General features: G+C 71.5%; 9 protein-coding genes. 5 read left to right on the top strand and 4 right to left on the bottom strand.

From position 1 onward, the window contains the following. Nucleotides 1–195 precede the first annotated feature (195 nt). Nucleotides 196–597 (bottom strand): (2Fe-2S) ferredoxin domain-containing protein, encoded by a 402-nt coding sequence (locus tag ACWCP0_RS32240; protein ID WP_451082292.1) that lies wholly within the window; start codon nt 595–597, stop codon nt 196–198. Nucleotides 598–1033: 436 nt separating this feature from the next. Further along, nucleotides 1034–2071 (bottom strand): bile acid:sodium symporter family protein, encoded by a 1038-nt coding sequence (locus ACWCP0_RS32235; protein WP_451082291.1) that lies wholly within the window; start codon nt 2069–2071, stop codon nt 1034–1036. A 118-nt stretch (nt 2072–2189) separates the two neighbouring features. On the opposite strand from ACWCP0_RS32235, the gene ACWCP0_RS32230 reads away from it, so the two are divergent. From ACWCP0_RS32230 to ACWCP0_RS32210, 5 genes are all read left to right on the top strand, one after another. Further along, a complete protein-coding gene (locus ACWCP0_RS32230; protein WP_451082290.1) occupies nt 2190–3095 on the top strand; it encodes a LysR substrate-binding domain-containing protein in 906 nt (301 codons plus the stop codon). Between the two features lie 379 nt (nt 3096–3474). Then, a complete protein-coding gene (locus tag ACWCP0_RS32225) occupies nt 3475–5274 on the top strand; it encodes an AMP-dependent synthetase/ligase (protein WP_451082289.1) in 1800 nt (599 codons plus the stop codon). A 110-nt stretch (nt 5275–5384) separates the two neighbouring features. Continuing rightward, a complete protein-coding gene (locus tag ACWCP0_RS32220; protein WP_451082288.1) occupies nt 5385–6644 on the top strand; it encodes an ABC transporter substrate-binding protein in 1260 nt (419 codons plus the stop codon). A 12-nt stretch (nt 6645–6656) separates the two neighbouring features. Then, entirely contained in the window at nt 6657–9479 is a 2823-nt protein-coding gene (locus ACWCP0_RS32215) for an ABC transporter permease subunit (protein WP_451082287.1), read from the top strand. Beyond that, nucleotides 9476–10201 carry an ABC transporter ATP-binding protein gene (locus tag ACWCP0_RS32210; protein ID WP_451082286.1) on the top strand — a complete coding sequence of 242 codons (726 nt, stop codon included), beginning with the start codon at nt 9476–9478 and terminating at the stop codon, nt 10199–10201. The genes ACWCP0_RS32215 and ACWCP0_RS32210 overlap by 4 nt, the downstream gene beginning before the upstream one ends. 10 nt (nt 10202–10211) lie before the next feature. Here ACWCP0_RS32210 and ACWCP0_RS32205 read toward each other — a convergent pair whose 3' ends face one another. Beyond that, nucleotides 10212–12197 (bottom strand): metallophosphoesterase family protein, encoded by a 1986-nt coding sequence (locus ACWCP0_RS32205; RefSeq protein WP_451082285.1) that lies wholly within the window; start codon nt 12195–12197, stop codon nt 10212–10214. After that, on the bottom strand, nt 12194–16438 hold the full coding sequence (locus ACWCP0_RS32200; protein ID WP_451082284.1) for an FtsK/SpoIIIE domain-containing protein: 4245 nt from the start codon (nt 16436–16438) through the stop codon (nt 12194–12196). Before ACWCP0_RS32200 ends, ACWCP0_RS32205 begins: the two co-directional genes overlap by 4 nt. Between the last annotated feature and the right edge of the window lie 8 nt (nt 16439–16446).

Here is a 16446-nt window from a genome sequence, read left to right as displayed (position 1 = left end):
TCAGCAGGGCGTCTAGGTTGTTCGTCACACAACGATCTTGGACGCCCTGTCTGCGTTCCCGGACACACCGTCAGCATTCGGAATGGCTCGTCTAGGGCCGGCCCATCCGCCCCTTGGCCCTCTGTGGGCAACACCCCGCCGAAGTCTCGGTGAACGCCCGCCGCGTCGGTAGGCCTCGCCTCGGCGGTCCCGGCCTCAGCGGCCGTCGCCGGGGGACGGGGCCGGGATCATCTGGAGCGCGAGCGTCGCGGGCGGTTCGGCGGCGCCCGGGCCGCCCGACTCCGCCCAGGCCAGGATGTCGGCCGTCGCGTCGTCGTCGAGCGCGAACCCGATCCGGACAGCGCGCGCTCCGCGCCGGCGTGCCTCGGTGGAGGGCTGCACCACGACGACGTTCGCCTGTCCGCAGGGACCGAGACAGTCGCTGGTCCGCACCGATATCCGCCCGCCGGAGGCGGCGGCCGCCTTGCGCAGCCGCCGCAGCTGGGCGTCATGGTCCGTGCCCGGGTGCTTGCGGACGTCGCCGCAGCAGCAGCCGCGGCAGACGACGAGGGTGCAAGGGCGGCGGGCGGCGAAGGGCGGTGCGGGATGTGCGCTCACCCGCCGATCCTGCCAGGCGCCCTCGCGGGCCCACGCGGCGGAGCCGCACATCGAGGCACCCCCGCCCCTTCCCGAAGTGCGGGCGGGCGAGCCCCCACACCCGTTCTCAAACGCCGGCGGGGGAGCTTGTCCGGGCCTCCGCCTCGGTCCCCCGCCCTCTACGCCCTGGCGGTCGTGCGGGACTTGGCGCTCTTTTGGAGCCCGTCCGACGCCTGCTGACGGACACGCAGGCCGACTGCGCCGTACCGGGGCGCGGCGCCTGCCGACGACGCCCGTGCCGCCCGGTCGGTACCGGCCGCTTCCGGCCAGTCCGGCGATCGAGGACGGACACCCGGGCTCGCCGTCCGGCCCCGGACCACACCTCAAGACCGTCCGGCACTTGAGGACCGACACACAGGCCCACCAACCACCACGCGGTACCGGCAGCGCCCAGGTGTCAGCGCCCCGCCGGCACGCGGGCCGGTGTGGGGGCGAGGCTGCCGGGCGCGGGCCCGGCGAGGTCGTCGTGGGCGCGGCGGCGGGCGATGACCGCGCAGACCATCAGCTGCATCTGGTGGAAGAGCATCAGCGGAAGCACGGCGAGGCTCGCGTGCGCGCCGAAGAGGACGCTCGCCATGGGCAGTCCGGCGGCGAGGCTCTTCTTGGAGCCGGCGAACTGGATCGCGACGCGGTCCGCCCGGTCGAAACCGAGCCGCTTCGGTACGTACCAGGTCAGCGCGAGCATCACCGCGAGGAGCACCGCCTCGACGAGCAGCAGCGCGCCCAGCCGCAAGGGCGTGACCTGGTGCCAGACGCCCGCGACCATGCCCTCACTGAAGGCGGCGTAGACGACGAGCAGGATCGAGCCGCGATCCACGTACCCGAGCAGCTTCCCGTGCCGGGCGAGGAAGGGCCCGATCCGGCGCCGCAGGACCTGCCCCGCCAGGAACGGCACGAGCAGCTGCAACACGATCTTCAGCAGCGACCCGGCCGAGAAGCCGCCCGCGCTCTGCCCGATGAGCAGCGCGGCCAGCAGCGGCGTGAGGACGATTCCCGCGAGGCTGGAGAAGGAGCCGGCACAGATCGCCGCGGGCACGTTGCCGCGGGCGATCGACGTGAACGCGATCGACGACTGGATCGTCGACGGCACGAGGCACAGGAAGAGAAGGCCGCCGTAGAGCTGCGGAGTGAGGACGGCCGGGACGAGTCCCTGCGCCGCGAGCCCGAGCAGCGGGAAAGCCACGAAGGTGCTCACGAGCACCGTCAGATGCAGGCGCCAGTGCCGCAGGCCGTCCAGCGCCTCCCGGGTCGACAGCCGCGCACCGTAGAGGAAGAAGAGCAGGCCGACCGCCCCGGTGGAGGCACCGTCGGCGACGGTGGCCGCCGTACCGGACGCCGGCAGCAGTGCCGCGAGAAGCACGGTGCCGAGCAGCGCCGCGACGTACGGGTCCACCGGCAGCCGGGACGGCAGTCGGAAGGAGGTGCGGCGACTCATGTGCTCCACTTGCTCTCGGTTCAGGTCGTACCCCCACCATCCTGCTCGCTCGCGCCGCGATCGGGAATCCCGCACACCACTCAAAGACTGTCATTGCGTTTCTCGATAACCTGGTGGTGTGTACGACCCCGCCCAGCTGCGCACCTTCCTCGCCGTCGCCCAGACGCTGAGCTTCACGCAGGCCGCCCGCCGGCTCGGCATCCGCCAGTCGACGGTCAGCCAGCATGTGCGACGGCTGGAGGACGCGGCGGGCCGGCAGCTGTTCGCCCGGGACACCCACAGCGTGGAGCTCACGGAGGCCGGCGAGGCGATGCTCGGCTTCGCCCGGACGATCCTGGAGGCGCACGAGCGCGCGGCGGCGTTCTTCACCGGCACCCGGCTGCGCGGCCGGCTCCGCTTCGGGGCGTCCGAGGACTTCGTCCTGACCCGGCTCCCGGAGATTCTGGAGGCGTTCCGCCGCGACCATCCCGAGGTCGACCTTGAGCTGACGGTCGAGCTCTCGGGCACGCTGCACGAGCAGCTGGCGGCCGGCCGCCTCGACCTGGTCCTCGCGAAACGCCCTGCGGCCGGCCCCGGCAGCCGAGCCGGAAGCACCGTCGGCGAGCTGGTCTGGCAGGACAGCCTCACCTGGATCGGCGCGCCTCGGCTGCGGCTGGACCCGGACCGTCCGGTCCCGCTGATCGTCTTCCCGCCGCCGGGCATCACCCGCACCCGCGCGCTGGATGTCCTGGAGGCGCACGGGCGCGCGTGGCGGATCGTCTGTACGAGTGCGAGCCTCAGCGGACTGGTCGCCGCGGCGCAGGCGGGCCTCGGCGTGATGGCCCACAGCCGCGGGCTGATCCCGCCGGGCCTCACCCCCGTCCCCGCGCGCGCCGGGCTGCCGGAGCTGGGCGATGTGGACTTCGTCCTGCTCCACGGCCACCGGGCGGGTGTGCCGCGCGGCACCAGGGAGGCCGCGGACGCGCTCGCCACCGCGATCCTCGCGGGCGGCGACCGGCTGCACCGTCCGGCAGGCTCCCACTGAAACGCACGACGCGCAACGCGAGACGCAAGAGGCGAGAGGCGAGAGGCGAGAGGCGAAGCGGCAGACGCGAAACGTGAGGCACGGACGCCCGGACGCGGGCGTGAGACGCGGACCGCTCCGATCCTCAAACGCGCGTAGAGCGGGCGTGTTCTCTGCGTACAGATTCGGTGCAGATTCCACCCGACCTTACTTACTCATCAGTCAGAACGGCCCCCGGGGCGTCCACCGTTGGCCATATCCGGTCTGCTGACCAGCGGCGATGCGATATGTGCCGAGTTGTTGAAGGCCCTCCCCCACGTCGGCCCGGTGGGGTACCGTCACCGGCGCTGTGCGGAGCGCCACAAGGAGCAGGTCATTGCGTGAGTTCACGGTTCCACCCTTGGCGATGGCACCACCTGTCGGCGGGCTGGCGGATGCCGTGTTCGATCACGCCCAGACCGATCCGCACCGGGTCGCGCTCGGCCGCAAGGACGACGCCGGCCAGTGGGGCGAGATGACGTCGGCCGAGTTCCGTGACGACGTGCTCGCCCTGGCGAAGGGCCTGCTCGCCCACGGCGTACGGTTCGGCGACCGGGTCGCGATCATGTGCCGTACCCGCTACGAGTGGACCCTCTTCGACTTCGCTCTCTGGACGGTGGGCGCGCAGTCCGTCCCCATCTACCCCACGTCCTCGGCCGAGCAGGTCTTCTGGATGCTGCACGACGCCGAGGTGTCCGCCTGCATGGTCGAGCACGAGGACCATGCGATGACGATCGGCTCGGTCATCGACCGGCTGCCGCATCTCAAGCGGCTGTGGCAGTTGGACAAGGGCGCCGTCGCCGAACTGTTCGCGGCGGGCGAGCGCATCGACGAAGACGTGGTGCACCGCCACCGGAGGGCGGTGACGCCGGAGTCCGTCGCGACGGTCATCTACACGTCGGGGACGACGGGCCGCCCCAAGGGGTGCGTGATCACGCACGCCAACTTCATGTACGAGGTCGTCACGCTCATCGGGCGCTGGGAGCCCGTCTTCCACTCCAAGCCGGGCGACGAGGCCGCGACACTGCTCTTCCTGCCGCTCGCGCACGTCTTCGGGCGGATCGTGGAGGTCGCGGCGATCCTCGGCCGGGTCAAACTGGGGCACCAGCCGGTGCTGCAGGCCAGCGCCCTCATCCCGGATCTCGCGGCGTTCCGGCCGACGTTCATCCTGGCCGTTCCGTACATCTTCGAGAAGGTCTTCAACGCCGCCCGGCGCAAGGCGGAGGCCCAGGGCAGGACCGGCCCGTTCGACAAGGCCGCCGATGTCGCGGTGCGGTACGCGGAGGCCATGGAGCACCGGGCCTTCGGACTCGGGCCCGGCCCGTCGGCGGCGTTGCGGCTGCAGCACCAGTTCTTCGAGAAGGTCGTCTACCACAAGGTCCGCGAGGCGATGGGCGGACGCGTGCGGCACGCGATGTCCGGCGGCTCGGGCATGGACCGGCGGCTCGGCCTCTTCTTCGAGGGCGCGGGCGTCACCGTCTTCGAGGGGTACGGACTCACCGAGACGAGCGCGGCCGCGACGGCGAACCCGCCGGAGCGCACCAAGTACGGAACGGTCGGACAGCCCATCCCGGGGACGACGGTGCACATCGCCGAGGACGGGGAGGTGTGGCTGCACGGCCCCCAGGTCTTCTCCGGTTATCTGAACGCCCCGAAGGCGACGGACGCCGTGCTCAACGACGGCTGGCTGGCCACGGGCGATCTGGGCTCGCTGGACGAGGACGGCTATCTCACGATCACCGGGCGCAAGAAGGAGATCCTGGTGACGTCGGGCGGCAAGAGCGTGTCGCCGATCGGCCTGGAGGAGCGGGTGCGGGGGCATCCGCTGGTGGCGCAGTGCATCGTCGTCGGCAACGACCGGCCGTACATCGCGGCGCTGGTCACCGTGGACCAGGAGGCGGTGGAGCACTGGCTGGCGATGCGGAACAGGCCGCCGATGTCGCCGTCCGAGCTGGTGCGCGACCCGGATCTGGAGATGGAGATCCGGCGGGCGGTGGTGGCCGCCAACACGCTGGTGTCGCAGGCCGAATCCATTCGTACGTTCCGGATACTGGCACACCCGTTCAGCGAGGAGCACGGGCTGCTGACGCCGTCGCTGAAGCTGAAGCGGAAGGCGATCGAGACGGCGTACGCGGCCGAGGTGGACGCGCTGTACCACTGAGACGCCGGGCACGGTCCACCTGCTGACGCACCATCAATTGATGATGCGTCAGTTATTGACGGTCCATCAGGTCGAGCACACAATCTGGGCACTCGACGGAGGGACCGAACGTGTTGCGACCGATCCGCACCATCGCCGCAGCCGCCGCAGCGCTGCTGCTCGCCACCGCCTGCAACTCCGCCTCCACGTCCGGCGAACCGACCGGGAAGGGCGGGGCATCCGCACGTGGCGTGACGGCCGACTCCATCAAGGTCGGCGGCATCGTCTCCATGACCACCGCCAGCGGCTACTCCAAGAAGGACACCGACCTCGGCGCCAGGGCCCGCTACGACCGCGCCAACGCCGAGGGCGGTGTCAACGGCCGCAGAATCGAGTACCTGGGCGCCGAGGACGACGGTCAGGATCCGGCCAAGAACCTCGCCGCCGCCCGGAAACTGGTCCAGCAGGACAAGGTCTTCGCGGTCGCGCCGATGAGCTCGGTGACGTTCTCCGGCGCCGACTTCCTCGAGCAGCAGAAGGTGCCGACGTTCGGCTGGGGCACGCTGCCCTCCTTCTGCGGGCCCAAGCACATCTACGGCTTCAACGGCTGTCTCGTCCCCATGCCGGGTGGCGCGCTCAACCAGACCTGGCCGGAGGGTCTCGGTTCGGTACTCGGCGGGACCAAGGGCAGGTCGATCGCGCTGATCGCCGCAGACAGCGACGCGGGCAAGTTCGGCATCCGCACCTTCACGCAGGGCTTCACGGCGGCCGGCTACACGGTCTCGTACGCGAAGGCCGTCGTGCCCGCGGCGTCGCCGCCGAGCGACTGGTCGGCGTACACGAAGGAGATCCTGCGGTCGAACGGCGGCAAGGCGCCGGACGCGGTGGTGTCGGTGATGCAGACCCCGTACAACATCGGGCTGTTCACGGCGCTGAAGCGGGCCGGCTTCAGGGGGGTCATCTCCGATCCGACGGACTACGACCCGGGGCTGCTGACCAAGGACGCGACACGGCAGGCGCTCGACGGTGTGCATGTGCTGCTGCAGTTCGAGCCCTTCGAGTCGTCGAGCCCCGCGATGCAGCAGTTCAAGGAGGACATCAGGAAGGCGGCGGGCGGCAAGGACGTCCCGCTGAACATGCACATGATGACCGGATACATGTCGGCGGACCTCTTCCTCGCGATCGCCGGGAAGTCGGGCAAGGACCTGACCGTCGAGTCCTTCCAGAAGGCCGCCGCCTCCTTCTCCGACACCGGGACGCTCGTCGGCGACCGGGCCGAGCCCAAGGGCCAGAAGGAGAGCTTCGGCTGCGGGGCGCTCGTGCAGCTGAGGAACGGGCGGTACGAGGTGTCGTCGCCCTTCACGTGCTATCCGCCGATCCCGTTCCGGTAGGGGGCGCGGATCGTGGGTGACCTGCTGGGCTTCGTGCTGAGCGGACTGGTCTCGGGTGCGTTGTACGCGCTGCTGGCGACAGGGCTCGTGCTGTCGTACTCCGCCTCCGGTCTGTTCAACTTCGCGCACGGCGCGACCGCGTATCTGTGCGCGCTCGCCTTCTACGAACTCCACTCGGGCTTCGGCTGGCCGGCCGTGCCGACCGCGCTGCTGCTGGTGTTCGTCGTGGCCCCCGGGATCGGGTGGGGGCTCGACCGGCTGATGTTCCGCAAGCTCGCACGCGTCGGCGAGACGGCGCAGATCGTCGCAACGATCGGGCTCCTGGTCGCACTTCCCGCCGCGGGACTGTGGGTGGTGGAGCTGCTCGGGAGCGCGGGCGCACCCGTGCTGCCCGCCGAGAACCAGTACGGCCTGCCGGGCGTCGGGCCGAGCCCGGCCGTGTCCTGGCAGCCGGTGGACGGCGTCGGCATCGACTCCGACCAGCTGATCACCTGGGTGGCGACGGCGGTGACGGCGGCCGGCCTGTGGGCGCTGATGCGGCACACCCGGCTCGGCCTTCGGCTGCGGGCGGCCGTCGACAACCGCGGACTCGTGGAGCTGCGCGGGATCAGCGCGGACCGGCTGTCGTCGATCGCGTGGATGCTGTCGTCGGGGCTTGCGGGGCTCGCGGGTGTGCTGGCCACCCCGCTGCTCGGACTCTCCGCGCACGACTACACGCTCTTCCTCTTCGTCTCGGCGACGGCGGCGGTGCTGGGGCGCTTCGCTTCGGTGCCGCTGGCGTTCGCGGGCGGGCTGGGTCTCGGGGTGCTGCAGAACCTGGTCGCCGGTTACGCGTCGTTCGCCGAGGGGATCACCGGATTCCGCACAGCCGTACCGTTCCTGATCCTCTTCGCGGGACTGCTGATGATGGCGCAACGCAGGCGCGCGGCGGGGACGGCGGCGGCGGACGCGCCGCCGGTCGACTACCTGGCGGGGCGGTCCTGGGCGCGCCGCTGGGGCGTGTGGGTGTGCGCGGGTGGTCTTCTGGCAGGCGCGTTCTACACGGTGACGACCCCGTTCTGGAGCGGGATCCTCGCACAGGGCCTGGCGATCTCGCTCGTCTTCGTGTCCTTCACGGTGGTGACGGGGCTCGGCGCGATGGTCTCGCTCGCCCAGGCGACGTTCGTGACGGGCGCGGCGCTGGTGTCGGGCCTGCTGATGAGCCACGGCTGGCCGTTCGCGGCAGCGGCGGCCGTGGGCACGTGCGTGGCGGCGGTGCTGGGCGCCGTCGTCGCACTCCCGGCCCTGCGCCTGGGCGGCCGCTCGCTGGCGCTCGCGACGCTGGCCCTGGCGTTTCTGGCTGACCAGGTGATCTTCCAGTTCCGGTGGCTCCGCAACGGCGACACGGGGTGGGAGATCCCCCGCCCGGTGTTCGGCCCCGTGGACCTGGGCGACGACCGGGCGATGGGGGTCGCGCTGGTGGTGCTGGTGGCGGCCGTGGTGGCCGCGCTGAGCGCCCTGCGGAACTCGCCGACCGGCCGCGCGATGCTCGCGGTACGGTCCGCGCCGGCGGCGGCGCTCGCGTCGGGCGTGTCGGTCGTACGGACGAAGCTGCTGCTGTTCACGCTGTCGGCGGGGCTCGCGGGGTTCGGTGGCGTGATGTACGCGTCGTACAACACCCGCATCACGGCGACGGACTTCACCGCGATGACGGGTCTGGTGTGGCTGGCGGTCGTGGTCGCGGCGGGTGTGCGGAGGCCGCAGTTCGCGGTGGTGGCGGGGCTGGTCTTCGCGCTCGTTCCGCACGTGATGGCGCAGTACGTGACGGAGTCCGCCCATCTGCCGGTCATCCTCTTCGGCCTGGCGGGGCTGGCGCTGGCGAACGACCCCGACGGGTATTGCGCGGCGCTGCCGATGCGACTGCACGCGCGGCGGGAACGCTCTCGTGGGCGGGGCAGGCCCGGGGGCGATTCCCCCACCCCTGCCCTGCCCGAAACCGGGGGCAGGCCCCCAGCCCCTGCAGCGCGGGGGGACGAGGCGCGGGGGCAGGGCCCCCTCAGCCCGGAGAGCGGCGGCTCCGCGCCGCAGGCGCAGAGCCCGAACGGTACGCCCGGCGGCGGTGCTGCGCCGCCGGTGGAGGAAGGGGCCGTGGCCGCACTCGAGTTGCGCGGGGTGCACGCCGGGTACGGCGGGGCCGCTGTCCTGCAGGGCGTGGATCTCGCCGTGCACGGCGGGGAGATACTCGCCGTGCTCGGGCCCAACGGGGCCGGGAAGTCCACCGCGTGCACGGTTGCCGCCGGGGTGCTCGCGGTGCGCCGAGGGAGCGTGTTCGTCGGGGGGCGGGAGGTCACCCGCGACGGAGCCGTGCGGCGGGCGCGGCGTGGAGTGCTGCTCGCGCCCGAGGGGCGTGGGATCTTCCCCGGGCTGACCATCGAGGAGAACCTGGCGCTGCAACTGGCGGACAAGGACGCCCGGGACGCCGTCTACGAACGCTTCCCCGAACTCGCCGCCCGCCGTACCGTGCACGCCGGCTCGCTCTCCGGAGGGGAGCAGCAGATGCTCGCCCTCGCGCCGCTCCTCCAGCGGCCGCCCGCCGTGCTGGTCGCGGACGAGCCGTCGCTCGGGCTCGCCCCGCGCGTCGTCGAGGAGGTGTTCCGGCTGCTCACCGAGCTCCGGGCGGCCGGCACCGCGCTGCTGCTCGTCGAGGAGAAGGCCGCCGAGGTGCTCGGGATCGCCGACACCGTGGCGTACCTCGCGCAGGGGCGGGTCGCCTGGTGCGGCCCGCGCGCCGAGGTGGAGACGGACCGGCTCACCGAGGCGTATCTGGGGATCGGACGGCAGGGGGTCGCGCGGTGACCGGATATCTCCTCGAGGCACGGGACATCGGGGTGCGGTTCGGCGGGGTGCGGGCCCTCCACAGGGTCGGCATCGGTCTGCGGCCCGGCGAGATCTGCGGGCTCATCGGGCCGAACGGGGCGGGAAAGACCACCCTGTTCGACGTGCTGTCCGGTATCCGCCGGGCGGACGAGGGCCGGATCGTCCTGGAGGGCGCGGACATCACGCGCCGCTCCCCCGTCTGGCGGGCCAGACACGGAATGCGGCGCACCTTCCAACGGCAGCAGCTCTTCGGACAGTTGACGGTGACGGACAATCTGCTCGTCGCGCAGGAGTGGCGGCGCGCCGCCCCGTCACAGCGCCGGGCCCGCGCCGCGTCCGTCCTGGAGACGTGCGGGGTCGACGGCCTGGCCGGTACGTACGCCGGTGCTCTCCCCGTCGGCCGGGCCCGCATGGTCGAACTGGCCCGTGCGCTCGCCGACCCGCCGCACGTGCTGCTGCTCGACGAACCGGCTTCCGGCATGACGGCGGACGAGCGCACCCACCTCGCGGCCGTCGTACGGCACATGGCGGTCGAGGAGAACTGCGCCGTCCTGCTCGTCGAGCACAACGTGGCCTTCGTGATGGAGCTGTGCGCCCGCGTCGTCGTCCTGGACCTGGGCGAGGTCCTGGCCGAGGGCACCCCTGCCGGGGTCCGTGCGGACCCGAAGGTGCGGGACGCCTACCTCGGCACGACGACGTGAGCAGTCGTCGTCATCGCGGTGTCTCCGCCCGGTCCTGGCAGAGCTCGTCGATCGTGGATTCGTCCGGCGCCCCGGGCAGAAAGGCGATCGCGTCCTCCGGCGCCCACTGCCCTCCGTCGAAGCGCACGGTCCGCAGGGCCATGGCGTGATCGCCGCCTTCTCTGGCGATGAACACCTCGTTGTAGCCGTTCTGTTCGTCCGATTCGCGGCTGCCCAGCGTCGGCGCCCCGGCGATCCGGGTCGTCCAGCTGGGCCGCATCCCGAGCAACCGCTCCGCGGCGAAGAACGCGAGGTGCGTGTGGCCGTGCAGCACCAGCGATGTGGTCGCGGCGGCGAGGGCACGCTTGGCAGGGCCCGCGTTGACCACGCCGGAGTAGGGGGCGACTTCCACCGCGGGCACCGGCGAAAGCGGGTGGTGGAGCGCCGCAACCGTCACATAGCCGGGCTCGGGTGCCAGCCGGTCGAGGACGGCACGTGCGATGACCCCGGGATCATGGCGCTCGAAGTCCAGGATCAGCTCATGGACCGCCGCGTCGTCGCCCGCTGCGACGAACCGCTGCCGGGCATCGAGCAGCCGGTCCCTGTCCTGATCCCGGGCCGCTTCGCCCCCGGACTCCGCGGTACCGAGCAGGGCGATCCGCAGTCCGGCATCGGGATAGCGGACGTACAGCCGCCGCTCACCATGGTCGGCGAGGTGCAGGTCGGGGTGCGGGTAGCCATCGAACACGCGGGCGAACCAGCGGTGCCGCGCGGCTGGTTCGGGATCGAGGCACAGATCCCACGACACATCGTGATTGCCGCCGACCAGAACGATCCTCGGTGCGTCCGCTCCCAGATCGGGGTGCGCGGCCAGCATGCCGTCCAGCTCCGCCAGCCAGCGGACTGCGGTCTCCCCGAATTCGTCCACGGGGCGGTTGACCAGGTCGCCGGTGACGATGACCAGGTGTGGCGCGCGGTCCTGTCCAGCGAGCTGACGGATGTGGTCCAGGTAGCTGTCCATCGGTGAGCCCGCACCGGCGAGTGCGGCCAGCCGCTGCCCGGCCTGCGAGACGTCCTTCGCGTCGACGTTGGAACGAAGACTGCCGCCGTGGTGGAGGTCCGTGATGTGGTGAATCCGAAGTACCGCCGGGAGGTGCCGCGCGAGGACGGGGTCCTCGGCGAGACGCCGCTCCGCGGCGGTGCGCTCGCCGTCCACGGCGGCGGAGAGCCCCGCGCTCTGCCAGCGTCGTGCGCGCAGGGCCGCCCGGTGCTCGGCGGCAAGACCGTTGTGGAACCACTGGCCGATGTAGGCGTGGCGGTGCACGGCCTCGTCGACGGCGGTACGGAGCAGCGCGTCGAGATCGCCCCGGTACTCCGCATGCTCCTCGGCGATGTGCAGGACGAGTTCGAGCAGGAACGGCGTGTGCAGCCAGGCGGGTTCCTGCTCGCTCAGTTCTTGCACGAGTGCCGGTGCCCACTCCGGTGCCCTTCCGGCCATCCGCGCGCACTCCTCGGCGCCGAGCACCGGCGGGTGCAGTACATCCTTGGGCGCGTCGGCTCCCAGATACGGAGCGAGCAGGGCGTGTTCGGCGGGCGTGGCGAAGACCACTGGCACCGCCCCGGCCTCCCGCACCTGGGTGAGTCCCGCGGCGAGTGCCGCCGGGTCCACGCCGGCCGTGCCAGGAGCAGCGAGCGCGGGCTCGTCGATGAGTAGCAGTTCCCCGCTGCGCAGCGACGGTTTCGACTTCCTGCCGAGCAGACAGCCGAGGCGCAGCTTGCGCACGACAGTGTCGGCGGACCGCAGGTCGACATGGCGAGTGGTGCCGTGCGCACGGGCATGTGCCAGGGCATGCGCGAGCCAGGTCTTGCCCGCCCTGCGCGGCATCACCACGAGCCACGCGGGACAGTTGGGGATCTGCCCCTCGGCCAGTGGGCGCGCCCAGACGGGCACATTCCCTCCGGTGAATCTGATGTCGAGCCGAGGCTGGTAGGACTGGCTGGGCCGGAATCGGCTCATGTGCGCTGCTCCCCATCACGGAGTTTGATCTCGTTGCGGGCGATCCAGTCGAAGAAGGGGCGGTCGGTCAGCCAGGTTTCCCCCTGCCGCAGCAGCCCCACTTCGCGCAGGTCGTTGCGCTGGGCGCGGGCCGGGTCGCCGGGCACGACGCCCGGGCTGGCCAGCAGCGCGGCCCGGCCCGCCGGGCCGATCTCGGCCCAGCGGGCCTCGAAGTTCTGGGTCCAGCCGTCCAGCAGTACCCGGTCGGCGAGGTCGCGCAGCGCCTCGGGTCCTGTGAGTGGCCGCAGATCGTCTCGCTGCACTGCGCGGACCACTGCGTCGCCCATCACCTGGAGATAGAACGGCCAGGTGCCGACGAGTTCCAGTATCTGAGACCCCGTGCGCTCCGGGGCGATGTCGACGCCGAGATTGGCGGCAGTCCCGGTGAGAAACCCCAGCGCGTCACGGCTGTCGAGCGGACCGAGCGAGCGAACGTTCACGTCATTGCCGAAGCTCGATCCCGGCGCGGTGAGCGCCCAGCTCACCACGCGGTTCCAGTCCTTCTCCGTTCCGGTGTAGATCAGGCAGGCCCCTGCCTGGCCGAGATCCCGCAGCCAGGAAACCGCCGCGGGGTGGTAGTCGGCAAGTCGTCCGACCTCGTCCAGCAGGAACACCAACCGGTCGGCGCCCTTCCGCTCACTCGCCTTGTCCAGGAGTGCCTCGGCCGGCCGGTCCGCGGAGCGTATGCCCCGGTCGAGCAGGACGGCCAAGGCGTCCGGGGTGTCCACCGCGCCCGCCGGCAGCGGCACCACGACCTGGTAGACGGATCGCACCTCGTCCGCCCTGAGCCTGCTGGAGAGTTCCTCCAGCACCCAGGTCTTGCCCGCCCGCCGGGGACCGAGCAGGGCGGCGGACCCGCCGGTGGCGAAGCAGTCGCGCAGTGCCGCCAGAACGTCCTCGCGGCCGATGGGGCGTCCTTTGCCGGGGCCGACGTGGAACTGGTCGGCGGCGAGGGGGGTGCTGTCGATCCGGAACGGCCGCAGGGCGGGCGGTACGTCCGCGTCGCGTTCCCGTGCGGCCTGGGCGTACTCGACGAGTGCATCCGTCTGCCCGCGCCGGGTGGGCAACCCTGGCAGCAGCGCGACCTGGAGTTCGGTTCCGCTGTCGGCACGGACGGCCCGGCCGGGCCCCAGATAGTCCGGGACCAGCCGCTCGTTGAGACCGGTGTCCAGATAGGTGTCACGCCGGGACTGGTTCAGCAGCAGGATGTTGGAGGCGCGTGACACGAGCCGTCGGTGCAGCACGCCGTCGTCCCCCGCAATGACCGCGCAGACGCCGACGCCCGGGCCGTCCCGCAGCAGACTGTGGACGTCGTCCACGAGCCGCCCGCCGTCCGTGGCCTCCCAGTGGGCGACGAAGCGCTCCCACTGGTCGACGAGCAGCAGGACGTACGGCAGTCGGCGCGGGGCGGACACCGCCTGCCGTTGTTCGGCGAGCCCGGCGAAGCCGCCTTCCGCAAGCAGTTCCTGACGACGTCGTACGGTGGCCGTGAGGCGGCCCAGCAGCCGCACCATGCGATTGGTCTGGCGCAGTGTCACCACGGCCCCGCAATGCGGAAGCTCCGTCAGGGCTTGGAGCGCACCGTCCCCGCAGTCGATTCCGTAGACATGAACCTCGGAAGCGCTGTACTGCCGGGCCGTGGATGCGGCGACGGTGCGCAGCAACTGGGATCGTCCGGTGCGCGGGGCACCGGCCACCACGAGGTGTCCGTTCCTCGCCAGGTCGAGCACGGCGGGACGCTGGACGTTGTCCGCGGGCACGTCCTCCATCCCGTACACGACGGGGACGAGATGGCGTCCCCGCTCGGGATCCGGAACGTCCGGCAGTGCGATGTCGACGGGCAGCGGAGGCAGCCAGGGTGCCGGGATCGGGGGCACACGGAGCGTTCGGGCGGCATCCTGCATCGCCTCGGCGAGAACGGTGAGGTCGGTGGGGCCGACTCGGTCGGGCTCGGCGTGGATCGGCTCGGGAACGGCAGGACCGGCGTCGAACCAGTCCAGTTCCCGCACCCGGACGGCCGGTTCGGCGGCGCCCGTCTCAGTGCTCCGGGACCGGCTCACCAGGCAGGTCTGCAGCGCCACCAGGATCTCGGACCCGGTACGGACGTGGGCGAGACCGGGGCGGGTTTCGCCCGGGAGTCCGGCATCGGGAGCCTGGATGACCGCCATGCTCTCGGCGGGTCCGGTGAGCGGCAGCGCGATGCGCAGATTGGTGTTGGTCAGAATCTCCGGATTGAGCACGCCACGGGGCCGCTGGGTGGCCAGGACGAGGTGGATGCCGAGTGACCGTCCGCGCTGGGCGATGTTCACCAGGCCGCCCATGAGATCCGGCTGCTCCGAGGCGAGCGCGGAGAACTCGTCGACGACGATCACCAGCCGCGGCAGTGGATCGAGTTCCGCTCCCTGGCCCCTCAGATCGGTGTAGTCCTCGATGTCCTTGGTGTTCGAGTCGGCCAGAACCTGCTCTCTCCGCCGCAGCTCCTGGGCGAGCGACAGCAGCGCACGGTCGGCCGTCCGCGGGTCGAGGTCGGTCAGCAGGCCGACAGTGTGCGGGAGACCGACGCACTCCTGGAAGGCGGAGCCGCCCTTGTAGTCGATCAGGACGAAGGACATTTCGTCCGGGCGGTTCACGACCGCCAGCGAGGTGATCCAGGTACGGAGGAATTCGGACTTCCCCGAGTTCGCCGTGCCGGCGATGAGGGCGTGCGGACCGTCGCGGCGGATGTCGAGCGCGACCGGGGCGCCTTCGGATTCGCCGACAACCGCACTGGTACTGCGGGGTGAGGCGGCCCAGCGCGCCGTGATCGCCTCACGGTCCGGCTCGTCCAGTCCCAGGAGGTCGAGTAGGCCTTTGGGTGCCCTCTCTCCTACGCCCCCGGCGGTCGCGACATCGCGGACCGGTGCCACCCAGCGGGCCGCCTCGTCGAGCCAGGTGTAGGCGACGAGATCGGGTTGCCAGCCCTGCACCGGTCCGGCCCGCTCCGCCACGAGGTCCATGGTGGTCGTCTGGGGATCGGGCCGCATGACGGCCAGCGCCTCGCACTCGGGGGGCAGGAGATGTTCGTCCGCGTCCAGGCACATCACGTACACGCCGAGCGAGGGGCCCTCACGGAGGACCTCGGTCATTCCGGCCAGCGACCGAAGTCCCTGTGCCCCGTCGAGGACCAGCACCACGTCCCCAGCGCGTCTGCCGGGCCGGGACCAGCCGCGGCGGGCGTCCAGCAGCAGCTTCAGTTCCGCCATCTGCCGCGCATGCCCTGCCGGATCGCAGCTCACCCTGGGATCGGGATCTTGGGGCCCGGCCCCCATCTGCCGGGCCGCCGGCAGCCAGCGGGCGAACTCCCAGGTCTTCCTGCCGACATGGCCGGTCATGACCCGCACGGCGACGTCGACCGGGCTGTGCAGCAGCGCCGCCTGGGAGACGAGCCACGCGGCGAGCCTGCGTGGTACGTCGTCCCGGCCCGCGACACCGAGGACGCCGACCTGTCTCAGATTCACCGTGACCGGGACTTCGTCCAGCGTGTGGTCGTATTCGAGCTCCGCGATGCCCTCAATCTGCGAGGGGACCTCGCCCACGCCGAGCCGCAGTTCGAGGTAGTCGTCGTCCTCCGGCCGGCGCGACCACAGCTGGGTACCCTCTCCCCGCAAATCGCCGAGCAGCCGCGCCGCAGTCGGGAAGTCCCTGTTCCTCTGCTGCGCTTCCTGTCGGAGGAGACGTGTGAACTCCTCCCGCACCCAGCGGGCCGGGCGACCGGCACCAGGACGGCGCCGCTCCCACCACCGGGAGGCCTCGTGCTGATGGGTCGTCACCTCGAGCCGTTCGGCGCGCATACGCGGTGGCCTGCTGAACACGACGGTGCCCTGAGCGCCGGACGACACGAGCTCATGCCGTTGAAGGGCCTCGTACTGCGACAGGATCTCGTACTGGGACTGGGACGCTCCGCGAGGACGCAGTCCTTGGACAGGCCCGCCGAGACCCACCCGGCATCCGTCGCGCAGTGGGGAATGGGCAAGGGTCATGTCGGCAGGGAGCCGCCGGTCGTCCAGGTAGAGACCAGGGGTGAACGGTCCCACCCGGTAGTCGCACAGGTCCGCGATCCGTCCCGCTATCTGCAGCAGCCTCGCCGATTCGTCCGCTTCCACCACGATGTGATGCTCGACCCCGTCCCGCATCACGACCGTGAACATCCGCTGCGTCAGCACTGGACGTC

Source organism: Streptomyces sp. NPDC001970, assembly GCF_053594115.1.
Note: the sequence above shows the minus strand (reverse complement) of the source record. Positions and strands in the feature narration are given on the sequence as shown.